The sequence below is a fragment of the Roseomonas haemaphysalidis genome, from assembly GCF_017355405.1.
In the GTDB taxonomy this organism is placed as follows: domain Bacteria; phylum Pseudomonadota; class Alphaproteobacteria; order Acetobacterales; family Acetobacteraceae; genus Pseudoroseomonas; species Pseudoroseomonas haemaphysalidis.
Map to the genome: position 1 here is coordinate 452,411 of NZ_CP061177.1, position 21,322 is coordinate 473,732.

The window sequence follows — 21,322 nt, forward strand, 5'->3', positions numbered from 1 at the left end:
CTCCATGGAACGTCCGCTGATGGCTGACACGGTTTCGGCCGCCCGCACCGTGACGCTGCAGTTCGACGACAACGCCCTGCTGCCGCTGCTCTACGGCGAGCACGACCGCCACCTGGCGCAGATCGAGCAGCGCATCGGCGTCCGCCTCGCCAGCCGCGGCAACCGGCTGACCATCACCGGCTCGGCCGAGGCCTCAGGCATCGCCGAGGCGGCGCTGCGCGCCTTGTGGAAACGGCTGGAACGGGGCGAGCCCACGGGCATCGCGGAGGTGGAGGCGGCGTTGCGGCTGTCGGAAAGCGCGGCCCGCGTCGCCGACGGGCCGGAGCCCCGCCTGCCCTTGTCCGACCTGCCGGCGATCCGCACCCGCAAGGGCGCCATCGCGCCGCGCAGCGCCGCGCAGACGGGCTACATGGACCTGCTGGGCAAGCATGAGATGGTCTTTGGCGTCGGCCCCGCCGGCACCGGCAAGACCTACCTCGCCGTCGCGCAGGGCGTGGCGCTGCTGATGGCCGGCCGCGTCGACCGCATCGTGCTGTCGCGCCCGGCGGTGGAAGCGGGCGAGCGGCTGGGCTTCCTGCCCGGCGACATGAAGGAGAAGGTCGATCCCTATCTCCGCCCGCTTTACGACGCGCTGCACGACATGATGCCGGCCGAGCAGGTGGCGCGCCGCATCACCTCCGGCGAGATCGAGATCGCGCCGCTGGCCTTCATGCGCGGCCGCACGCTGGCGCACTGCTTCGCCATCCTGGACGAGGCGCAGAACACCACGCCCGCCCAGATCAAGATGTTCCTGACCCGCATGGGCGAGGGCACGCGCATGGTGATCACCGGCGACCCGTCGCAGGTGGACCTGCCGCCGGGGCAGAAATCCGGGCTGGTGGAAGCGCTGTCGGTGCTGGACGGCGTGCCCGGCATCGGCGTCACCCGCTTCGCGGAACAGGACGTGGTGCGACATCCGCTGGTGGGGCGCATCGTCGCCGCGTATAACCGCGCCGACGAACAGGCGACCGCGGTCCGGCAGGACCGGGCCGCGCGCCGAGGCGGGGATCCCCTCGCCCGGCAGGAAGGGAATTGATGGAACCGGGAAGTAGACCGCCCGGCCGCACCGTCGCGGCCGGGCTTTCTGAGGACGATCTGGACCGGGACGAGCCTTCCGGACCTGAGATCGAGGTCATCGTCGCCGCCCCCGGGTGGCGCGCCGCCGTGCCGCGCGTCGAGGCCATGGCCCGCCGCGCGGCGCTGGCCGCCTGGGCCGAGGCCGGGCTGGAGGCCGAGGGCGGCTTCACCGTGCTGCTGGCGGACGACGCCAGCATCAAGCGGCTGAACACCGACCACCGCGGCAAGGTGAAGCCCACCAACGTGCTGTCCTTTCCCGGCGAGATGCCCGGGCACCTGGGCGACATCGCGCTGGCGCTCGGCGTCGTGCGGCGGGAGGCACGCGCCAACAAGCGCCGTGTCGCCGCCCATCTGGCGCATCTGGTGGCCCATGGCACGCTGCATCTGGCGGGCCATGACCACCTGCAAGCCGGCGAGGCCCGCCGGATGGAACAGGCCGAGGCGCGCATCATGCGCCGGCTGAACCTGCCCAACCCCTGGCGAGGCATGACATGAGCGGCACCGAACCCCGCGACGGGTTGATGTGGCGGCTGCAAAGCCTGCTGCGCAAGAAAAGCGCGGACAGCGTGCGCGGCCAGATGGAAGCCCTGGTCGAGGGCCGCGAATACAACGGCGAGGAGGACGGCGACAGCCGCATCCCCGAGCTGGACGCGCAGGAACGCGCGCTGCTCACCAACGTGCTGAAGCTGCGCGGCAAGACCGCCGCCGACGTCATGGTGCCCCGCGCCGACATCGTGGCCATGCCAGAGGACCTGACGCTCGAACAGGCCATCCGCCTGATCCAGCGCGAAGGCCACAGCCGCTTTCCCGTCTACCGGGAGCAGCTGGACGAGGTGGTGGGCATGGTCCACATCAAGGACGTCTTCGCCAGCGTGGGCCGCGAGGCGCCCTTCTCCATGGCCGCCGTGCTGCGCCGGCCGCTGTTCGTCGTCCCCTCCATCCCGGTGCTGGACCTGCTCCTGCAGATGCGGCAGGCCCGCATGCACCTGGCGCTGGTGGTGGACGAGTACGGCGGCATCGACGGCCTCGTCACCATCGAGGACCTGGTCGAGACCATCGTCGGCGACATCTCCGACGAGCACGACGAGGACCGCCCGGCACAGATCGTCGAGCGGCCTGACGGGTTGATCGACCTCGACGCCCGCACGCCCATCGAGCTGTTCGAGACCCGCCTCGGCACCGTGCTGACCGATGACGAGCGGGACCAGGACATCGACACCGTGGGCGGGCTGGTCTTCACCCTGGCCGGGCGCGTGCCGGCCAAGGGGGAGCTGGTGTCGCATTCCTCCGGCCTGGAATTCCGCGTGCTGGAAGCCGACCCGCGCCGCATCCGCCGGCTGCGGGTGCGGCGGCCGGGCGTGACGGCGGCCAAGGCGGCGGCGGAGTAAGCAAGGCTGGGGGAAGGAATTCCCCCAGACCCCCATCTTTTTTCTGAGTCATATGCAGTCCCGCGGGCGGCGCCGGTGCATTGCCAGCGGCAGCGTTCCACAGACGAACTCTTCCAGACGAAAACAAAAGAAGTGGGGGTCTGGGGGAGAATTCATTCTCCCCCGGTTCCACCCCCAGGCAGCACGGCACCCACCCGCCGGAACGCCGCCGCCATCGCCTCCGGCACCGCCGCCTCGGCCTCGACCGGCGGCGTCATCGGCAGTGACAGGGCGCGGGCCAGCAGATGCAGCCCGCCCGGTGCGGCGGTGCCGTAGAAGGGGTCACCCAGGATGGGAAAGCCCAGCGCCGCGCAATGCACCCGCAGCTGGTGGGTGCGGCCGGTGCGGGGGCGCAGCTCCACCCAGCACAGCCCCCCGCCCCGTCCCAGCACCCGCCATTCGGTGAGCGCCGGCTGGCCGTCCGAATGGGGTTCCATGCGCCAGCCAGCGGCGGCGGTGCTGGTCTTGCGCAGCGGCAGGTCGATGCGCCCGCGCGCTTCCGCCGGCCCCGTGCCGCGAAGCACCGCCCAGTAAGTCTTGCGGGCGCGGTGCTGCGCGAAGATCGCGCCCAGCTCGGCCAGTGCCGGCTGGGTGCGGCCGAGGGCCAGGCAACCGGCGGTGTCGGTATCCAGGCGGTGGGCGGGCTGGGGCATGCGCTTCTTGCCGAAGGCGAGCAACGGCAGCCAGTCCTCCAGGCTCGCCCCGCCGCGTGGGCCGGCATGGACGGGCAGGCCGGCAGGCTTGTCCAGCACCAGCACGGCGTCGGTCTTCAGGATGATGCGGGCGGCGATCTCGGGCGGCGGCGCGGCCGCCAGCCGGGGCGGAGCGGGGCGCCGCGCGGCGGGCTGCGCCCGGCCGCGCGGCGGGGCCCTCACGCCGCCTTCGGCAACAGGCGGGAAGTGCTTTCCGCCCAGGCGAAGTACAGGTCGCGCGCCTTGGTGCCAAGCGGGCCGATCGGCAGCGCCCGGCCCTCGAAGTTGGTGCAGAACTGCACCTTGCCGAAGTTGCCGGTCGCGAAGATCTCGTCCGCCCCGCGCAGCATCTCGGGCGTCACCTGGCATTCGCGAGCGTCGATGCCCGCCTCGCGCAGCAGGGTCAGCACGCGGGTGCGAGTGATGCCGGCGAGGAAGGTGTTGTTGGCCACCGGGGTCATCACCACCCCGTCCTTGACCATCATCAGGTTGGAGGTGGCGAATTCCGCCACGTTGCCCTCGAAGTCGCACAGCACGGCATTCTGGAAGCCCTTGTCCCGCGCGGCGCCGGCGGCGCGCGAGGAGTTGGGATACAGCGCCGAGGCCTTGGCGTTGGTCGGCGCCATGTCCGGCGCCGGTCGGCGCTGCGGCACCAGGCAGGCGGAGAAGCCCTGGCTGGCATCGGGCATCGGCGCGTCATAGATGGCGAGCACGAACTCGGTGCTGTCCGGGTCCGGGAAGGCGGCGCCGATACCACGGCGGATAAAGAACTGCGGGCGGATGTAGAGCTCGGCATCGCCCGGCATCTTGCTCACGCCCTCGCGGCACAGCGCCTCGATGGCGCGGGCGTCGATGCCCGGCTGCATCATCATGTTCTTCGCGCTCTGGATCACGCGGTCGCAATGCAGGTCCAGATCCGGCACCAAGCCGCGAATGGCACGCGCCCCGTCGAACACGATGGAGCCAAGCCAGAAGGCATGGTCCATCGGGCCCAGCAGCTTGGGCTCCTCAGTGGACCACTTGCCATCATACCAGAACACGCCGGCCATTCGCCGATCCTTCCTTGTCGTCACGGTTCACCCAGCGTGACACGGGAAGGCGTGAAAATGAAGGGCGGCGCGCGCAGTGGTGAAGGCCAGGGGCGCTGCCCCTGGACCCCGCCGGGGTGGCTGAGCCACCCCGGACCCCGGCATCTCCGGCTGTTGCGGGACCTGCGCGCCGGGGGTTTGGAAACTCCCGGCGACTGACACGCCGGTCCCTGCCGCTTTTCTATAAAAATTCCTCGCCTGCGGCCGGCACCGCTCCATGCCATGAGGGCCAAGGTCGCTTTCTGCCGGCGGGGTCTGGGGTGGCACTGCCACCCCAGCGGGGGTCCAGGGGGCAGCGCCCCCTGGCCTGTCTCCTCAGTGGGCTTCCGCCCAGTTCCCCCCGTGCCCCAGCTCCGCCCGCAGTGGCACACGCAGTTCGGCCACGCTTTCCATGACCTCCTTCACCGCCTGGGACGTGGCAGTGAGCTGCCCCTGCGGCACCTCGAACAGCAGCTCGTCATGCACCTGCAGCAGCATTTTCGCGTCCAGGCCGGCGTCGCGCAGGGCCTTGGGCATCCGCACCATGGCGCGTTTGATGATCTCGGCCGCACCCCCCTGGAAGGGGGCGTTGATCGCCGCACGCTCGGCGTTGCCGCGGCGGGACATGTCCTTGGACGCGATGCCGTCGATCCACAGCTTGCGGCCGAAGGGGGTGAGGACGAAGCCGTTGATGCGGGCTTCCTCCTTCAGCCGTTCCATCTCGGCGCGGATGCCGGGGTATTGGGCGAAGTAGGCGTCGATGATGCCCTTGGCCTCGCCGGCGCCGATGCCGAGGCGCGCGGCCAGCCCGAAGGCGGACATGCCGTAGATGATGCCGAAGTTGATGGTCTTGGCGCGGCGGCGCGCCTCGCGGTCCACCTTGCCCGGCTCGATCTTGAAGATCTCGCTGGCGGTGCGGCTGTGGATGTCCTCGTCGTTGGCGAAGGCCTCGCGCAGGCTGGGCACGTCGGCCAGGTGCGCCAGCAGCCGCAGCTCGATCTGCGAGTAGTCGGCGGCCAGCAGCACGTGGCCGGGGCTGGCCACGAAGGCGCGGCGGATGCGCACGCCTTCTTCCGAGCGGATCGGGATGTTCTGCAGGTTGGGCTCGGTGGAGGACAACCGGCCGGTGGAGGTGATGGCCATGGAGAAGTCGGTGTGCACCCGGCCGTCGCGCGGGTCGAGCTGGGCGGCCAGCCCTTCCACGTAGGTCGATTTCAGCTTGGACAGCTGGCGCCAGTGCATGACGGTCTTGGGCAACGCGTGGCCGCGGGCCGAGAGGTCCTCCAGCACGGCGGCGTCGGTGCCCCAGGCGCCGGCCTTGCCGCGCTTGCCGCCGGGCAGCTTCATCTCGTCGAACAGGATCTCGCCGAGCTGCTTGGGCGAGCCGACGTTGAAGGGCTTGCCCGCCAGCTCGTGGATCTGCTGCTCCAGCGTCGTCATGCGGCCGGAGAAGTCCTCGCCGATGCGGGCCAGCTCCACGCCGTCCACACGGATGCCGGCTTCCTCCATTTCCTTGAGCACGCCGATCATGCGGCGCTCCACCTGCTCGTAGGTGGCGAGCGCGCCGTCCGTGCGCAGGCGGGGCTTCAGGAGGCGCCACAGGCGCAGCGTGACGTCCGCGTCCTCGGCGGCATAGGCGGTGGCCTTTTCCAGCTCCACCTGCGCGAAGGGGATGCGGGCGCGGCCGGTGCCGGTCACCTGGTCATAGGTCATCGGGCTGTGGCCGAGGTGGCGGAGCGACAGCTCGTCCATGCCGTGGCCGTGCCGCCCGGCATCCATGCTGTAGGAGATCAGCATGGTGTCATCGACCGGCGACACGTCGATGCCGCTGTTGGCCCCTTCCGCCTGCGGGCGGCCCAGCACCTCCAGGTCGTATTTGGCGTTGTGCAGGATCTTCAGCGTGCCGGGGTCTTCCAGCATCGGCTGCAGGGCGGACAGCGCCTCGCGCAGCGGGATCTGCGCGGGGGCCTCGGGCGCCGCTTCCAGCATGTCGCCGGTGCCGGGCTTGGGTCCGTGGGCAAGCGGGATGTAGCAGGCGCGGCCGGGGGCGATGGCCAGCGACACGCCGACCAGCTTGGCATGCAGCGCGTCCAGGCTGTCCGTTTCGGTGTCCACGGCCACGGTGCCGGCGGCCTGCGCCTCGGCCACCCAGCGCTCCAGCGTGGCGAGGTCGGTGACCGTCTCGTAGGGGCCGAAGGGCGCGGCGTCGTCCAGCGTCGCGGCCGGCTCGGCCTTCATCAGGATGGCCGGCGGCGGGGCGAAGCGCGGGGCGCTGGTGGGGGGCGCCGTGGCGCCGTCGCCATCCAGCCCCAGCCGGTGCTGCAGGCTGCGGAACCCCTGGTCGCGCAGGAAACCGGACAGGCGGCCGGGCTCCGGCGCGCGGGCCAGCAGGCTGTCGATCGGCGCGGGCAAGGGCGCGTCGGCGTCCAGCTGCACCAGCCGGCGGCTGATGCGCGCCTGCTCGGCGAAGTTGACCAGCGACTCGCGGCGCTTGGGCTGCTTGATCTGTTCCGCCGAGGCCAGCAGCGTCTCCAGGTCACCGTATTCCTGGATCAGCTGGGCGGCGGTCTTCAGGCCGATGCCGGGCACGCCGGGCACGTTGTCCGTACTGTCGCCGGCGAGCGCCTGCACCTCCACCACCTTGTCCGGCGTCACGCCGAACTTCTCGAAGACCTCCGGCTCGCGGATCGGCTTCTGCTTGATGGGGTCCAGCAGCTGCACCAGCGGCCCGACCAGCTGCATCAGGTCTTTGTCGGAGGACACGATGGTGACCTTGCCGCCCTCGGCCGAGAAGGCCTTGGCGTAGGCGGCGATCAGGTCGTCGGCCTCGAAATTCTCCAGCTCCAGGCAGGCGACGCCGAAGGCGGCCGTCGCCTCGCGGATCAGCGCGAACTGCGGCACCAGCTCGGGCGGCGGCTCGGGGCGGTGGGCCTTGTAGTCGGCGTAGATGGTGTTGCGGAAGGTGTTGCGCGAATGGTCGAACACCACCGCGATGTGGCTGCCGGCGTGGCGGGTCAGGAAGTTGCCCAGCATGCCGGTGAAGCCGAACACGGCGTTGACCGGCACGCCGTCCGGCCGCGTCATCGGCGGCAGGGCGTGAAAGGCGCGGAAGATATAGCCCGAGCCGTCGACGAGGATCAGGTGGGGCTGGTCCGCCACCACCACTTCGGGCGGCAGGTCGGCAGGGCCCTTGGGGTCGGCCACCTCTTAGTGGTGCCCGTCGTCGCCGGCGCCCTCGGCCAGCACGTAGGTGCGCGAGCAGTAGGGGCAGGTGATCTGACGGTCCTCGATGCGCAGATAAACCAGCGGGTGGCCCAGGGCGCCGCCGCCGTTGTCGCAGCCGACCACGCGGGTGGAAACGGTGATGGTGTCGTCCGGGGTCACGCCGGGCGTGGCCTTGGGGGCATAGCCGGTCAGCTTGGCGTCGCGCATGGGGTGTTCGGTCCTGGCCTTGAAGTCAGGACCGAACATAAGGGCTGGACGGGGGCCGGCAAAGGGGAGGGCGTGGCAGATGCCACGCCCCAGCCGGGCCCCGGCCGGTTACTTGCCCTGCTCGATCACCTTCGGGTGCTCTTCCACCACCGGCTCGCCGCGGGTCTTCCACAGCGACAGGGCGATGGAGCCGGCGATGATGCCGCCCGTGACCATCAGCGCATATTCCACCGGCACCGCCTTGCCGCCGAAGTACCAGTTGGCCAGCATCTTCACACCCACGATCATCAGCACGATCGACAGGCCATGCTTCAGGTACTTGAAGCGGTGGATCACGCCGGCCAGCGCGAAATACATCGCCCGCAGGCCCAGGATGGCGAAGACGTTGGCGGTGTAGACAATGAACGGGTCGGTCGAGACGGCGAAGATGGCCGGGATGCTGTCCAGCGCGAAGAACAGGTCCGTCAGCTCGATCAGCACCAGCACCAGCAGCAGGGGCGTGACCATCAGCTTGCCCGCCTCGCGCACCGTGAAGGCATTGCCGCGGTAGCCGTCGGTCACCGGCAGGCGCTTCTTCATCCAGGCCAGGATCGGGCTTTCGCCCATGTCCTCTTCCTCGCCGGCCGAGCGCAGCATCTTGTAGCCGGACCAGATCAGGAAGGCGCCGAACAGCACCATCAGCCAGTCGAACTCGCGCATCAGCGCGGTGCCCACCAGGATCATGATGCCGCGCATCACCAGCGCGCCGATGATGCCCCAGAACAGCACCCGGTGCTGATAGGCGGCCGGCACGCCGAACTTGGCGAACAGCAGCACGAAGACGAAGATGTTGTCGACCGACAGCGACCACTCGATCACGTAGCCGGTCAGGAACTCCAGGCTGTTCTCGGCCCGCTCCTCCGGCGTCGCGCCGTAATTGAAGCGCATCCACACGAAAAACGCGCCGGCCAGCGCGATATAGGCGGCGGACTTGATCAGCGCGGTCTTGACCGGCACCTGCGCCGGCTCGCCATTCGGCAGCTTCTTGGCGAAGACGCCGAGGTCCAGCAGCAGCAGCGCCAGCACCGCCACGTTGAACACGACCCAGAAGGTCGGTGATGCCTCCATGCCGGAAGGCTCCTCTCAATCGGGGGCCCGGCCACGCGGATGCCGCGAGGGGAGGAGGCGCGCCGGGCCCAGTTGCGCGAAAGTCATCCGACATCGCGCAAGCGGGCCACGCGGGCCCGCCGGCGCCAGAGGGGCCCGGATACGCGTATAAGATGAACATTCGGCCATGTTTGGCAAGCGGCAAGGCACAGATTTTCTGCGAAGCCCGGGAGAATCCTGCCAGCCTTCCCGGCTCCGCCTTTTTCGTGGACCGCTGCGCCCCGCTGCCGCTATGCCGCCACGGCATGCCGCACCGCACCCCGTGTTCCAGGATGCTGTTGCTCGCCGGTCTGGCCCTGCTGGCGGGCTGCGCGCCGCAGGTGGTGGCAACCGGCCGCGCCGCCCTGGGCTTCGGGCTGGACCCGGCGGACGTGGCCACCCCCGTGCCCCGGGGCGACGCGCCGGACCAGGCGGCCCCCCTGGCGGAACCCTTCCGTGCGGAAGACGGTGCCCTGCTGCCGCACCGCGCCTGGCCGGCGCAGGGCGGGCCGCCGCGCGCCCTGCTGCTGGCGCTGCATGGCTTCAACGAGCATTCCGGCAACTTCCTGCTGGACAGCGTGGGGCGCTTCACTGCCGCCGGCATCGCCGTGCATGCCTATGACCAGCGCGGCTTCGGGCTGGCGCCGGCGCGGGGCTATTGGGCCGGCACCGACCGCATGGTGGCCGACGCACGCGTGGCGGTGCGGGCGCTGCGCGCCGCCCACCCGGGCGTGCCGCTGTTCCTGATGGGCGAAAGCATGGGCGCCGCGGTCGCCCTGCTGGCCGCGACAGGCCCGGACCCCGCGCCGGTGGACGGGCTGGTGCTGCTGGCGCCGGCCTTCTGGTCGCGCGCCGCCATCGGGCCGGTGGGCGTCGGGCTGTTCTGGCTGGTGGCGCATGCCGTGCCGGCGCTGGGCTTTCCGGCCAGCGCCGGCGGCATCGCCGCCAGCGACAACATCGATGCCCTGCGCCGCAACGGCCGCGATCCGCTGGTGATCAAGGCCGGGCGGGTGGATGCCGCCTGGGGCCTGCTGGACCTCATGGACCGTGCCACCGCCGCCCTGCCCGGCTGCTGCGCGGTGCCGGTGCTGATCCTGCAGGGCGCGCAGGATGGCGTGGTGCCGCCGCGCGTGACACGCGGCGCTTTGCGCGGCATGCCACCGGGGCCGCGCCTGGCGCGTTACCCCGAGGGCCAGCACCTGCTGCTCCGCGACAACGTGCGGCAACAGGTGGCCGACGACATCCTGGCGTGGCTGGACGACCCGCGCGCGGCGCTGCCTTCGGGCGCCGACGCCACCGGGGCCGTCTGGCTGGCGCAACCAGACCCGTGACGGAGGCGGCCTGCATGCTGATACCCCCCTGGACCCGGCGCGGCGCCCTGGCCAGCCTTTTGGCGGCGCCGCTGCTGGCCGCCGGCGCCGCGCGGGCCGAGCCCGCCTGGCCGCGCGCCGCCTATGCCCCGCGCAACGAGGAGGAATGGCAGGTCACGCTGCGCGACGGCCGCCGCTACCGCGTGCTGCTGTCCTGGCCGCTGGGCGAGGTGCCGGAAGAAGGCTGGCCCTCGATCTTCGCGCTGGACGGCAACGCCATGTTCCCGCTGCTGAACGGCGCCTGCCGCCTGTTGCCGGACGGGCAGCAGGGCGTGGTGGTGGCGATCGACTTTCCGCTGGACGAGGCGGTGCCGGACCGCCGCGACTATGAATACACCCTGGCCGGCGGCGAAACCGCCGCCCGCCACGGCGGTGCCGACGCCCTGCTGGACGGCATCACCGGCGAGATCCGCCCGGCGGTCGAGGCCGCGCTGCGGCTGGACCCGGGGCGGCGCGCGCTGTTCGGCCATTCCTATGGCGGGCTGTTCACGCTGCATGCCCTGTTCGCGCGCGACAGCGGCTTTTCCACCTTTCTGGCCGCCAGCCCTTCCATCTGGTGGGGCAACGGCGTGCTGCTGCGCGAGGCCGACGCCTTTGCCGCCCGCGTTCCGGCGGCGGAGGCGCCGCGGCCGCGGCTGCTGATGACCTATGGCTCGCTGGAAGGCCGCCAGCCGCGCCCGCCCGGGCCGGAGCCCGAGGCGCCGCGCCGCGTCATGGGCGACAACGTGCGGGCCATGGGCGACCGGCTGGCGGCGCTGGACAACCGCCTGGCGGCGCTGGAGGTGCAGGGCTTTCAGGGTGAGAACCACGGCAGCGTGCGCGCCGCCGCCGCCGGGCGGGCGGTGCCCTTCGCCTTCGCGCCATAGGCCGCCCCGCGGCGGGGCAGCCCTGCGCCGCAGCCGGTTGAGCGTCGGGGCCTGACGGTCTATCCCGGCGCCGAACGCGCCCTGGCCCGGAAGGTAATGCCGCCATGACCGATTCCATCAAGATCCGCCGCGCCCTGATGTCGGTGCACGACAAATCCGGGCTGGTGGACTTCGCCCGCTTTCTGGCCGGCACGGGGGCCGAGATCCTGTCCACCGGCGGCTCGGCCAAGCTGCTGCGGGACGCCGGCATCCCCGTCACCGAGGTGTCCGACCACACCGGCTTCCCCGAGATCCTGGACGGCCGGGTGAAGACCCTGGTGCCGCAGATCCACGGCGGGCTGCTCGGCCGCCGCGACGACCCGAAGCACGTAGCGCAGATGGCCGAGCACAACATCGCGCCGATCGACCTGCTGGTGTCCAACCTCTACCCCTTCGAGGCCACGGTCGCGAAGCGCGCCTCCTACGAGGACACGGTGGAGGAGATCGACATCGGTGGCCCGGCGCTCACCCGCGCCGCCGCCAAGAACCACGCCGATGTCGCGGTGGTGACCGATGCCGCGCAGCTCGCCGAATTGCGGGCCGAGATCGAGAGCACGGGGGGCACCAGCCTCGCCACCCGCAAGCGCCTGGCCGCCGCCGCCTTTGCGCGCACCGCGGCCTATGACGCCGCCATCTCCGCCTGGTTCGCGCAAAGCCTGGAGCAGGAGTTCCCGCCGCGCCTCAGCATGGCGGGCGTGCTGCGGCAAACGCTGCGCTACGGCGAGAACCCGCACCAGCGCGCCGCCTTCTACGCCGACGGCACGCACCGCCCGGGCATCGCCACCGCCACGCAGGTGCAGGGCAAGGAACTGTCCTTCAACAACCTGAACGACACGGACGCGGCCTTCGAATGCGTGGCCGAGTTCGACCAGCCCGCCATCGTCATCGTCAAGCACGCCAACCCCTGCGGCGTCGCCAGCGGCGCCAGCATGGCCGAGGCCTGGGACCTGGCGCTGCGCTGCGACCCGGTGTCCGCCTTCGGCGGCATCGTCGCCGCCAACCGCACGCTGGACGCGGCGGCGGCCGAGCGCATCTCGGCCATCTTCACCGAGGTGGTGGTGGCCCCGGATGCGGACGAGGCAGCGCGCGCCATCTTCGCCCGCAAAAAGAACCTGCGCCTGTTGCTGACCGGCGGCCTGCCCGACCCGGCCTCGCCCGGCCAGATCATCCGCAGCGTGTCCGGCGGCTTCCTGGCGCAATCGCGCGACGCCGGCCGCGTGGCCGAGGCCGACCTCAAGGTGGTCACCAAGCGCGCGCCCACGCCGCAAGAGATGGCCGACCTGCTGTTCGCCTTCCGCGTGTGCAAGCACGTCAAGTCCAACGCCATCGTCTACGTCAAGGGCGGCGCCACGGTGGGCATCGGCGCCGGGCAGATGAGCCGGGTGGACAGCGCCCGCATCGCCGCCTGGAAGTCCGCCGAGGCCGCCAAGGCCGCCGGGCTCGGCGCCCCCCTGGCGCATGGCTCAGTGGTGGCGTCCGACGCCTTCTTCCCCTTCGCGGACGGCCTGCAGGCGGCGGCGGCGGCCGGCGCCACGGCCGTCATCCAGCCCGGCGGCTCGATGCGCGACAACGAGGTGATCGCGGCGGCGGACGAGGCCGGGCTGGCGATGGTGCTGACCGGGATGCGGCATTTCCGGCACTGAACGTCAGAAAAAGGCTGGGGGAATGAATTCCCCCGGACCCCCTTCTTCTTTCTGATTCACGGGCGTTCAGCCATCCGGTCCAGGCGCGGCACTTTATGATGTGAAAGGCCGCGTGAGCTGAACCCGCAGTCGCCGGAGGTCCATGACCTCCGGCGCATCCCGTCGTGGCAAAGGCGCCACCACTCCACGGTCATTCCGGAAAACAGAACAAAAAGAAGATGGGGGTCCGGGGGAATTCTTTCCCCCGGCCTTGCTTGCCGCCATAGGTCACAAAGAGAACGAAGAGGGACCGCGATGACCACCGAATCGATGCTGCTGGCGGGTGCGGTGGTGCTGTTGCTTTTCGTGGTCGCCGTGCTCGCTTTGCGTCGCCCGTCATCCTCCGACGCCGGCGAGGCCTTTGCCCTGCTCGCTGGCAAGCTGGAATCGCTGGCTGCCACGCAGGAGCGGCTGGCGGACGGCACGCTGGACCGGCTGGAGCGGCAGGACCGTGCCCTGGCCGACCGGCTGGACCGCAGCGCCCGGCGGCTGGACGAGGCGCTGGCCGCGCAGGACCGCCGCATGGCCGCCGAACGTCTGGCCGCCGCCGAGCGGCTGGCGGCGCAGGAAAAGGCGCTGGTGGAGGCGCTGGCACGGCAGAACGAGAAGCTGTCCCGCAGCCTGGCAGAATCCTCGCAGCGGCAACAGGACACGGCGGGGCAGATCCATGAGCGGCTGGCGGTGATCGACGCCGCGCGGCAGAACATGGAGGCGCTGGGCGGGCAGGTGGGCAACCTGGCCGCCATCCTGGGCAACAAGCAGTCGCGCGGCGCCTTTGGCGAGATGCAGCTGCGGCAGTTGATCGAGGACCGGCTGCCGCCGGAGGGCTTCGCCTGGCAGCACGTGCTGTCCAACGGCACGCGCTGCGACTGCCTGATCCGCCTGCCTTATCCGCCCGGCCCGGTGGTGGTGGACAGCAAGTTCCCGCTGGAGGCGTGGCAGGGGCTGCGCGAGGCGGGGGAGGACGTGGCCGCCCGCAAGGTGGCCGCCGCGCAGTTCGGCGGTGACATGCGCAAGCACGTGGACGACATCGCGAAGAAGTATCTGATCGCCGGCGAGACGGCCGAGGCCGCGATCATGTTCGTGCCGTCCGAGGCGATCTTCGCGGAATTGCACACCGGCTTCGGGGCGGTGGTGGACGAGGCGCAGCGTCGGCGCGTCTACATCGCCTCCCCCACCACGCTTTGGGCGATGCTGTCCGCCATGCGTTCGCTGATGCAGGACGTGCGGATGCGTGCCCAGGCAGGGCGCATCCAGGAGGAGGTGGGCCGGCTGGTGGAGGACGTGACACGGCTGAACCAGCGCGTCGGCGGGCTGAAGCGGCATTTCGACCAGGCGCAGGACGACATCCGGCAGATCGACATCAGCACGGACAAGATCGTCCGCCGCGGCAGCCGGATCGAGCAGGTGGAGCTGGAGGACCAGCCGGCCCTGCCCGCCTCGTCCGCGCCGGGCCTGACGGGGTGACGAGCCGCCCGCATCCCTCGCCGCCGCGCGGCGTTGACCCGGCATCCGTCCCGCTCAGACTGCGGGACGCAAGCAGGAGAACACGCAGATGACCGTTGACGTGAAGTACACGACGACCGCGACCGCGACGGGTGGCCGCGACGGCCGCGCCACCACCAAGGACGGGGCGCTGGACGTGAAGCTGGGCGTGCCCAAGGAGATGGGCGGCAACGGCCAGGGCAACAATCCGGAGCAGCTGTTCGCGGCCGGCTACTCGGCCTGCTTTCTGGGTGCCATCAAGGCCGTGGCGGCCAGCGACAAGACCGGCCCCAAGGTGCCGCAGGACGCGACGGTGACGGCGACGGTGGGCATTGGCCCGCGCTCGGAAGGCGGCTTCGGCATCACCGCGGCGCTGGACGTGGCGCTGCCCGGGCTGGACCGCGCGCAGGCCCAGGCGCTGGTCGACAAGGCCCACCAGGTGTGCCCGTATTCCAACGCCACCCGCAACAACGTCGACGTGCAGATCACCCTCGTCTGACGCAGCGGCGCCGCTCAATCCAGCTGGATGTCGAGCGGCCCCGCCACTTTTTCCCACCGCTGCAGGTCGGCCCGCAGCATGGCCCCGAAGGCCGCGCCGTCAGCACCATTGGGCGTCACGCCCAGGGTGCCGAAGCGCGAGGTCAGCAGGTCGCTCCGCAGCGCGGCGGCGAAGGCGGCCCGCAGCCGGTCCACGACCGGCGCGGGCGTGCGCGCCGGGGCGGACAGCCCGGTCCAGATGCTGGCCTCGAAGCCCGGGACGCCGGACTCCGCCAGCGTCGGCACATCCGGCGTTGCCGGAAACCGCTGGGGCGAGGTGACGGCCAGCACCTTGAACTGCCCGCCCGAGGCCGCCAGCACCGAGGGCACGGACACCAGCATCAGCTTCACCCGCCCCGCCTGCAGGTCGTTGAAGGCCGCCGCGGCGCCACGGTAGGGCACATGCTCCAGCTTCAGCCCTTCCCGCGCCTTCAGCTCCTCCATGATCAGGTGCGTGTTGGTGCCGATGCCGGTGGAGGCATAGGGCAGCGGCGCGGGGGTGGTGCGCGCCAGCGCCAGCAGCGCCTGCGCGCTGTCCACCGCGAGGTCCGGTGCCGCCAGCAGCGCCACGGGGCTGTCGGTCAGGTAGATGACAGGCGTGAAGTCGGCGATCGGGTCGTAGCTCAGCTTGCGGCCGATCGCCTTGGCGATGGTCAGCTGCCCGGCGGTGGCCAGCAGCAGCGTGGTGCCGTCCGGTGCCGCGCGCGCCACCGTCTCGGCCCCCAGCACGCCACCGGCGCCGGCGCGGTTTTCCACCACCACCTGCTGCCCGAGCTCCGCCGCCGCGGCCTGCGCCAGCAGCCGCCCCTGCACGTCCTGCGAGCCGCCGGGCGCGAAGGGCACGATCAGCCGGAGCGGCCGGTCGGGCGACCAGCCCTGGGCCCGGGCGGACAGCGGCGCGAGGGCGGCGAGGGCGAGAAGGTGGCGGCGGTTCATGGGGCGGGCCGATCGGATGTTGCCTGCGCAGCGCATCATGGATCGGGTGGAAGAAAAAGGCCGGGGGGAAGGAAATCCCCCCGGACCCCCATCTTTTTCTGGTCTGCCCTGCGGCTGCGGCTGATGCGTCACGAGGCTTCACGTCGCAGCAGCCGCAACCGGAAAGCTGACAAAAGAAAGATGGGAGCTCGGGGGAATGCCTTCCCCCGACCTTGCTTACTCCACTTCCGCCGGCACCACCGACTTGCCCAAGGACTGCATCAGCCGGTTGGCATTGGCGAACATCGCGATGGCGTGGATCAGGTCCAGCACCTCCAGGTCCGTCAGCCCCGCGGCGCGCAGCGGCGCCAGGTCGGCGGCGGTGGCCTCGCCCGGCGCCGCGGTCATCTTGGCCGCGAAGTCGACGATGGCGCGGGGGCGCGGATCCAGCGGCGTGTCCAGGCCTTCTTCCAGCAGTCGGCGCATGGCGTCCTCCTGCTTGGTCAGCTCCACGTAGCGGCGGGCGTGCACGGAGGTGCAGTAGACGCAGCCGTTGACGATGGAGACGGCGGCGGTTGCAAGCTCCCGCTCGGCGCGCGGCAGGCCGCGCGGCGCGTACATGACGCTGGTGAACAGCGCGCCGCGCTCGCCCAGCGAGGCCGGGTCGTGCACCAGCGTGCGGAAATAGGTGCTGCGGCGCTGCGCCGGCGGGCAGGCTTCCAGCGCCGCGAGCTGCGCGGGGGTGGCGGTTTCGGCATCGACCGGCGGCAGGCGGGGTTCCCAGCCGACCTCCTGCATGGTGAAGCGGCTCACGCGGCATGCTCCTGCTGCATCAGGCGCAGGCCGGCGAGCAGCCGCGTCTGAAAGGGGACGAAGGACACCAGCTGCGTCAGCGCCACGATTTCCTGCGCGCCGAGGCCGAGCGCCGAAAGGCGGTCGATGTCGGCCTGGGTGCAGCGCTCCGGCTCGCGCGCCACCATGTCGGCGTAGCGGAACAGCACGGCGGTGCGGCCTTCGCCGGCGGGTGCGGGAAAGAGGCGGGCCTCGGCGCGCTCCGCCTCGGGCACCAGCGCCTCGAAGCGCGCGGCCAGCGCGGCATCGCCTTCGATCAGCGCGCCGCGGAGCGCCAGCGCCGCGCGCTCGGCGTGGCTCAGCGCGCCGGGCTCGGCGGGGGTGACCAGCTCGCGGAAGGCGCCTTCCGTGTGGCGCAGGATGTCGGCGCGCTGGCGGCGCAGCGCGCCCAGCCTGTCGTCGGGCGCGATGCTGAGGATGTCCTCGACGAGGTCTGCGGGCATGGGCAGCTCCTTCAAGCGGGGGAAACCATCATGGCGACGGTGCGGTCGCTCGACAGCGGCTCGACCTTGAGCGCGCGGCGCGAGGCCCAGACGTTCTGGTAGTGCAGCAGCGGGATGATGCCGACGTCGCGGGCGGCGGTGACGACCGCGCCCTTGACGATGGCCTCGCGCTTGGTGTCGTCGAATTCCTGCATCGCCGCGTCCAGCGCCGCGTCCATCTCGTCGCTCTTGTAGCGGCCCCAGTTGGACACGCCGCGCCCGAGCTTGGCGTCGAAGCTGCCCAGCACATTGGTCATGGCATAGGTGCCCTCACCGGTGCCGTTGCCCCAGGCGAGGGTGGACATGGCGTATTCGTTCTTGGTGACGGCGGCGGCGTAGACCGCCCAGGGCTGCGCCTCCACGCTGGTCCTGACGCCGATGCGGCTCCACATCTGGCCGATCGCCTGGATGGTCTGCGGGCCCAGGATGTAGCGGTCGTTGGGCACATGGACCGTGATCTGGAAGCCGTTGGGGAAGCCGGCCTCGGCCAGCAGCTTCTTCGCGCCGTCCGGATCGTAGCCGGGCACGGGAACGTCGGGGTTGTAGCCGAAGGTGCCTTCCGGCATCCATTGCCCAGTCGGGTTGGCGGTGCCCAAAAGCAGCCGCTCGCACAGCGCCTGCCGGTTGATGGCGACCGACAGCGCCTGCCGCACCCGCTGGTCCGTGAGCGGGCTTTTCTCGAAGGTCTTGCCGTCGTTGTCGGTGATGAAACGGTTCGGCCCGGGCGCGAAGCTCGGCTGCAGCAGCAGCATGCGCAGGCCGGGATAGGCGTGCACCGCCACCTCCGGCCGCGCGCGCAGCTGCGCCAGGTCGGACACCGAGACCTTGTCGATCACGTCCACGTCGCCGGCCAGCAGCGCCGCGGTACGCGACGCGGCGTTGGCCACGTAGCGGTAGTCCACCTCCGTCCAATAGGGCGCGCCGTCCCAGTAGTCGGGGTTGGCGCGCAACAGGGTGCGCTCACCCTGGGTGTAGGACACCATGCGATAGGGGCCGGTGCCGATCAGCGCCTTGCCGGTGTTGAAGTCGTTGCTGGTGGCGCCTTCCGTGCCGTGGCGGCTGACGATGTGGACCGAGGCGAGGTTCAGCGGCAGCAGCGGGTTGGGCTCGCGCGTCTTGACCCGCAGTTGCAGCGGCCCCAGCGCCTCGACGCTGGCCACCGTGCGCAGGTAGCCGCCGAAATTGGCGACGCTGCCGGGCACGCTGGGCGCGCGGGCGTAGGAGAACACGACGTCGTCCGCCGTGAAGGGGCGCCCGTCGCTCCATTTGACATCGGGGCGCAGCACGAAGTCCCAGGTGGTGGGGTCCACCAGCGTCCAGCTCAGCGCCAGCCCCGGCTGCAGCTCGTTGTACTGGTTGCGCACCAGCAGGTCGAAGAAGTGGAGATCGGAGGAACGGTCGCCCGGCAGGTTGTTGAGCTGCGGGTCCAGCGACGACACCAGGTCGCCGAAGGCGATGGTCAGCTTGCGGTTGCCCGCCGGGGCCGCCTGGCCATGGCTTGCGGCGGGCAGCAGGGCGGGCAGGCCAAGGGCCGCCGCGCCGGCGAGCAGGTCACGACGCTTCATGCAGGAACTCCGGAACAGGGGTGGTGGCGGGCCATTCGTCGCCCAGCAGCTCGGGCGTGTCGAAGGCCTTCAGGCGCTCGAAATGGGTTTCCTTGTCCGCCACGAACAGGTGGCGCGCGATGGAGCGCGTCAGGCGCTGCGCCCCGGCGCTGACGGCGGGGATGTCGCCGGTCAGCTTGCCGTGGCTGAGCGTCGAGGGATAGTTGAAGCTGTGGATGCGGGCCAGCGCCGGGCAGGCGCCGGGCACCTTCTCTTGGAAGGCGAAGTCGGGCGCGAGGTCGGGGGAGGATGCCAGTTCCTCATTGTCCTCGCCCGGCGGGGTGGGAAAGCGGTCGCGCCAGAAGCGGATGTGCTCCGCCACCAGCGCGAGTTCCGGCCGCAGCGACAGGTCCACCCGGAAGCCGGTGCCGAAGATGATGAAATCCACCTCGTAGCTGCCGTGCGGCGTTTGCACGCGCAGCGCATCCCCCACCGGCTCCAGCGCCCGGATGGGGCTGGACAGGTGCAGCCGCGCGCCGGGGTGGCGCGCCACGCGCAGCGTGCTGTCGCGCGGCGGCGGCGTCTGCACGCTCAGCGCATGATGCAGGAAGCGCCACTTCCAGGCGTCCGGCAGCGCCTGGAAGCCGTGCACCACGCCCTGGGAACCAATGCCGGTGAAGGCGTTGACGCGCGGCAGGCTGGCGCGGCGGACAAACATGTCCAGGCTGGCGGCCCCGGCTTCCAGCGCCGTGGCCGCGTTGTCCATGGCGGAAGCGCCCGCCCCCACCACCGCCACCCGCTTGCCACGCAACGCCGCGAAGTCGATGTCGTCGCGCGAATGCGCCCACAGGTGGCGGGGCAGCGCCGCCGCCATCTCCGGCGCCCAGGCGCCGCCCAGCCCGTCTCGCCCGCTGGCCAGCACCACGTGGCGGGCCAGGATCGCGCCCTCGCCGGTTTCCACCGCCAGCAGGCCGTCCCCGCGCGGGCGCAGCAGTTCCACCGCCACGCCGTTCTCCACCGGCACGGCCATGACGCGGCGAAACCAGACCAGGTATTCCATCCATTGCGCGCGCGGGATCTTGCCCAGCCGCTCCCACGCCTGCGCACCGAACTGCGCCTGGAACCAGGCGCGGAAGGTCAGCGCCGGCAGGCCCAGCGCCGGGCCGGCCAGGGTCTTGGGCGAGCGCAGGGTTTCCATGCGCGCGAAGGTGACCCACGGCCCTTCCTGCCCGGCGGGGGCGCGGTCCAGCACGCGGATGTTGCTGATGCCGTGCAGCCGCAGGCAGGCGGCGGCGGCCAGCCCGCACATGCCGGCGCCGACCACCACCACGTCTGTCACCGGCTGGCCGTCCGCCTGATGCGGCGGCACCCAGGGCTTGGCCGGCAGTTCCAGGAAGTCCAGGTCTTCTCGCAGCCGGGCTTCCAGAGCCGCGAGGCCGGGGGGATTCATGGCGTTCATGGAGGGGGCTTCCGCGCGTCGATCATGCATTCACCGCATGATGAGCCTGTTTTGTTGCGAATCAAGGAAAATCGATGTCCCCTTCCCGCGACCATGCCTTGAAACAAACGCCCAATCGCGCCCACCTGTGGGGCGCCGGCCAAGCGGAGCCGGTGCAAGGAGCGGCGGATACGGATGGCAAGGGACCCCTACGAGGCTTTGGGACTGGCGCGCGGCGCCAGCGAGGCGGAGATCCGCAGCGCCTACCGCAAGCTCGCCAAGCGCGACCACCCCGACCGCAACCCGGGTGACGCGGCGGCCGAGGAACGCTTCAAGGAAGCGTCCGCCGCCCACAGCCTCCTGTCCGACCCCGAGAAGCGCGCCCGCTTCGACCGCGGCGAGATCGATGCCGGCGGGCAAGAGCAGTCGCCCTTCGGCTTCGGCACGCGCGGCAGCGGCAGCAACGCGCGCTACAGCTACGACAGCCGCAGCGCCGGCGGCGGGGCCGAGGACTTTTCCGACATCTTCTCCGAGTTGTTCGGCCGGGCCCGTGCGGGCGGCGAGCCGCGCCGCGCGCGCGGCCAGGACCAGAACTTCCGCCTGGCGGTGGACTTCGTGGACGCCGTGCGCGGCGCCACCCAGCGCCTGACCCTGCCGGACGGCCGCAACCTGGAGGTCAAGGTGCCGCCCGGCATCGAGGATGGCCAGACCATGCGGCTGAAGGGCCAGGGCGGGGCCGGGCTGAACGGCGGCCCGGCCGGCGACGCGCTGATCGAGATCCAGGTCCGGCCCCATCCGCAGTTCCGCCGCGACGGCGACGACATCCTGGTGGAAGTGCCGGTGACGCTGGCCGAGGCGGTGCTGGGCGCCAAGATCCCCGTGCCCACCGTGACCGGCGCCGTGACCGTGACGGTACCCAAGCACGCCGACAGCGGCACCCGGCTGCGGCTGCGCGGCAAGGGCGTCGCCGCGCATGGCGGCCGGCCGGCGGGCGATGCCTATGTGACGCTGCGCCTGGTGTCCGGACCGGTGGACGCGGAGCTGGAAGCGGCGCTCACGGCATGGCGCGGCCGGCATCCGGATTTCGACCCGCGCGCCTGACGCGCGGTTCCGGCGAACGTCCTTTCGCCCCGTCCTGGCCGGGGCCGGAAGCGGGCTGGAAAAGGCAGGCCCTGCCCCTGCTCGGCGGCGGGGTTTCAAAACATCCTTTGGCATCGCGCGGGAATTCGGCGGCAACCGCGAAACGGAATGGC

At 71.3% G+C, this 21,322-nt stretch carries 19 protein-coding genes; 9 read left to right on the forward strand and 10 right to left on the reverse strand.

The annotated features are described in order from the left end of the window. Positions 1-19 precede the first annotated feature (19 nt). From IAI59_RS02075 to IAI59_RS02085, 3 genes are read left to right on the forward strand one after another with little or no spacing between them, the layout of a single operon-like run. Complete coding sequence (locus IAI59_RS02075; RefSeq protein ID WP_237180778.1) at positions 20-1,075, forward strand: PhoH family protein; 1,056 nt, start codon at positions 20-22, stop codon at positions 1,073-1,075. Continuing rightward, on the forward strand, positions 1,075-1,611 hold the full coding sequence (gene ybeY, locus IAI59_RS02080; RefSeq protein ID WP_237180779.1) for an rRNA maturation RNase YbeY: 537 nt from the start codon (positions 1,075-1,077) through the stop codon (positions 1,609-1,611). Before IAI59_RS02075 ends, ybeY begins: the two co-directional genes overlap by 1 nt. Further along, on the forward strand, positions 1,608-2,504 hold the full coding sequence (locus IAI59_RS02085; RefSeq protein WP_207417862.1) for a hemolysin family protein: 897 nt from the start codon (positions 1,608-1,610) through the stop codon (positions 2,502-2,504). Before ybeY ends, IAI59_RS02085 begins: the two co-directional genes overlap by 4 nt. Before the next feature lie 152 nt (positions 2,505-2,656). On the opposite strand, the gene IAI59_RS02090 is transcribed toward IAI59_RS02085, so the two are convergent. From IAI59_RS02090 to IAI59_RS02110, 5 genes are all read right to left on the reverse strand, one after another. After that, a complete protein-coding gene (locus IAI59_RS02090; RefSeq protein WP_336512474.1) occupies positions 2,657-3,418 on the reverse strand; it encodes an RluA family pseudouridine synthase in 762 nt (253 codons plus the stop codon). Continuing rightward, positions 3,415-4,284, reverse strand: coding sequence for a branched-chain amino acid aminotransferase (locus IAI59_RS02095; protein WP_207417863.1), 870 nt, complete (start codon positions 4,282-4,284; stop codon positions 3,415-3,417). The genes IAI59_RS02090 and IAI59_RS02095 overlap by 4 nt, the downstream gene beginning before the upstream one ends. 354 nt (positions 4,285-4,638) lie before the next feature. Beyond that, entirely contained in the window at positions 4,639-7,506 is a 2,868-nt protein-coding gene (gene polA, locus IAI59_RS02100; RefSeq protein ID WP_408887616.1) for a DNA polymerase I, read from the reverse strand. A gap of 3 nt (positions 7,507-7,509) precedes the next feature. After that, entirely contained in the window at positions 7,510-7,734 is a 225-nt protein-coding gene (locus IAI59_RS02105) for a zinc-finger domain-containing protein (RefSeq protein ID WP_207417864.1), read from the reverse strand. Between the two features lie 108 nt (positions 7,735-7,842). Beyond that, the gene (locus IAI59_RS02110) at positions 7,843-8,841 is read right to left on the reverse strand and encodes a TerC family protein (RefSeq protein ID WP_207417865.1); all 999 of its coding nucleotides are present in this window, start codon (positions 8,839-8,841) and stop codon (positions 7,843-7,845) included. Positions 8,842-9,158: 317 nt separating this feature from the next. Between IAI59_RS02110 and IAI59_RS02115 the strand changes: the two genes are divergently transcribed. From IAI59_RS02115 to IAI59_RS02135, 5 genes are all read left to right on the forward strand, one after another. Further along, a complete protein-coding gene (locus tag IAI59_RS02115; protein WP_207417866.1) occupies positions 9,159-10,190 on the forward strand; it encodes an alpha/beta hydrolase in 1,032 nt (343 codons plus the stop codon). A gap of 14 nt (positions 10,191-10,204) precedes the next feature. Continuing rightward, a complete protein-coding gene (locus IAI59_RS02120; protein WP_207417867.1) occupies positions 10,205-11,095 on the forward strand; it encodes an alpha/beta hydrolase in 891 nt (296 codons plus the stop codon). Positions 11,096-11,199: 104 nt separating this feature from the next. Then, positions 11,200-12,777, forward strand: a complete 1,578-nt coding sequence (gene purH, locus IAI59_RS02125; protein ID WP_207417868.1) for a bifunctional phosphoribosylaminoimidazolecarboxamide formyltransferase/IMP cyclohydrolase — start codon at positions 11,200-11,202, stop codon at positions 12,775-12,777. Positions 12,778-13,071: 294 nt separating this feature from the next. Further along, positions 13,072-14,283: a DNA recombination protein RmuC gene (locus IAI59_RS02130; RefSeq protein ID WP_207417871.1), complete on the forward strand. Its 1,212-nt coding sequence runs from the start codon at positions 13,072-13,074 to the stop codon at positions 14,281-14,283. Between the two features lie 88 nt (positions 14,284-14,371). Continuing rightward, on the forward strand, positions 14,372-14,800 hold the full coding sequence (locus tag IAI59_RS02135) for an organic hydroperoxide resistance protein (protein ID WP_207417872.1): 429 nt from the start codon (positions 14,372-14,374) through the stop codon (positions 14,798-14,800). A gap of 14 nt (positions 14,801-14,814) precedes the next feature. On the opposite strand, the gene IAI59_RS02140 is transcribed toward IAI59_RS02135, so the two are convergent. The 5 genes from IAI59_RS02140 to IAI59_RS02160 form a co-directional block, all read right to left on the reverse strand. After that, complete coding sequence (locus IAI59_RS02140) at positions 14,815-15,774, reverse strand: Bug family tripartite tricarboxylate transporter substrate binding protein (protein WP_207417873.1); 960 nt, start codon at positions 15,772-15,774, stop codon at positions 14,815-14,817. A 216-nt stretch (positions 15,775-15,990) separates the two neighbouring features. Then, positions 15,991-16,566, reverse strand: a complete 576-nt coding sequence (locus tag IAI59_RS02145; RefSeq protein ID WP_237181179.1) for a peroxidase-related enzyme — start codon at positions 16,564-16,566, stop codon at positions 15,991-15,993. Next, complete coding sequence (locus IAI59_RS02150; RefSeq protein ID WP_207417874.1) at positions 16,563-17,048, reverse strand: CMD domain-containing protein; 486 nt, start codon at positions 17,046-17,048, stop codon at positions 16,563-16,565. Before IAI59_RS02150 ends, IAI59_RS02145 begins: the two co-directional genes overlap by 4 nt. Before the next feature lie 11 nt (positions 17,049-17,059). After that, positions 17,060-18,652, reverse strand: coding sequence for an ABC transporter substrate-binding protein (locus tag IAI59_RS02155; protein ID WP_207417875.1), 1,593 nt, complete (start codon positions 18,650-18,652; stop codon positions 17,060-17,062). Then, positions 18,639-20,090, reverse strand: a complete 1,452-nt coding sequence (locus IAI59_RS02160; RefSeq protein ID WP_237180781.1) for an FAD-dependent oxidoreductase — start codon at positions 20,088-20,090, stop codon at positions 18,639-18,641. The genes IAI59_RS02155 and IAI59_RS02160 overlap by 14 nt, the downstream gene beginning before the upstream one ends. A 174-nt stretch (positions 20,091-20,264) precedes the next feature. On the opposite strand from IAI59_RS02160, the gene IAI59_RS02165 reads away from it, so the two are divergent. After that, positions 20,265-21,170 (forward strand): DnaJ C-terminal domain-containing protein, encoded by a 906-nt coding sequence (locus IAI59_RS02165; RefSeq protein WP_207417876.1) that lies wholly within the window; start codon positions 20,265-20,267, stop codon positions 21,168-21,170. The last annotated feature ends 152 nt before the right edge of the window (positions 21,171-21,322 follow it).

Excerpts from the sequence above, each read along its gene's own strand:
- purH (WP_207417868.1), top strand. The coding sequence starts at position 11,200 with ATGACCGATTCCATCAAGATCCGCCGCGCCCTGATGTCGGTGCACGAC.
- IAI59_RS02165 (WP_207417876.1), top strand. The coding sequence starts at position 20,265 with ATGGCAAGGGACCCCTACGAGGCTTTGGGACTGGCGCGCGGCGCCAGC.
- IAI59_RS02110 (WP_207417865.1), bottom strand. The coding sequence starts at position 8,841 with ATGGAGGCATCACCGACCTTCTGGGTCGTGTTCAACGTGGCGGTGCTG.
- IAI59_RS02160 (WP_237180781.1), bottom strand. The coding sequence starts at position 20,090 with ATGAACGCCATGAATCCCCCCGGCCTCGCGGCTCTGGAAGCCCGGCTG.
- IAI59_RS02135 (WP_207417872.1), top strand. The coding sequence starts at position 14,372 with ATGACCGTTGACGTGAAGTACACGACGACCGCGACCGCGACGGGTGGC.
- ybeY (WP_237180779.1), top strand. The coding sequence starts at position 1,075 with ATGGAACCGGGAAGTAGACCGCCCGGCCGCACCGTCGCGGCCGGGCTT.
- IAI59_RS02105 (WP_207417864.1), bottom strand. The coding sequence starts at position 7,734 with ATGCGCGACGCCAAGCTGACCGGCTATGCCCCCAAGGCCACGCCCGGC.
- IAI59_RS02150 (WP_207417874.1), bottom strand. The coding sequence starts at position 17,048 with ATGCCCGCAGACCTCGTCGAGGACATCCTCAGCATCGCGCCCGACGAC.
- IAI59_RS02085 (WP_207417862.1), top strand. The coding sequence starts at position 1,608 with ATGAGCGGCACCGAACCCCGCGACGGGTTGATGTGGCGGCTGCAAAGC.
- IAI59_RS02140 (WP_207417873.1), bottom strand. The coding sequence starts at position 15,774 with ATGAACCGCCGCCACCTTCTCGCCCTCGCCGCCCTCGCGCCGCTGTCC.
- IAI59_RS02155 (WP_207417875.1), bottom strand. The coding sequence starts at position 18,652 with ATGAAGCGTCGTGACCTGCTCGCCGGCGCGGCGGCCCTTGGCCTGCCC.
- IAI59_RS02130 (WP_207417871.1), top strand. The coding sequence starts at position 13,072 with ATGACCACCGAATCGATGCTGCTGGCGGGTGCGGTGGTGCTGTTGCTT.
- IAI59_RS02095 (WP_207417863.1), bottom strand. The coding sequence starts at position 4,284 with ATGGCCGGCGTGTTCTGGTATGATGGCAAGTGGTCCACTGAGGAGCCC.
- IAI59_RS02120 (WP_207417867.1), top strand. The coding sequence starts at position 10,205 with ATGCTGATACCCCCCTGGACCCGGCGCGGCGCCCTGGCCAGCCTTTTG.
- IAI59_RS02075 (WP_237180778.1), top strand. The coding sequence starts at position 20 with ATGGCTGACACGGTTTCGGCCGCCCGCACCGTGACGCTGCAGTTCGAC.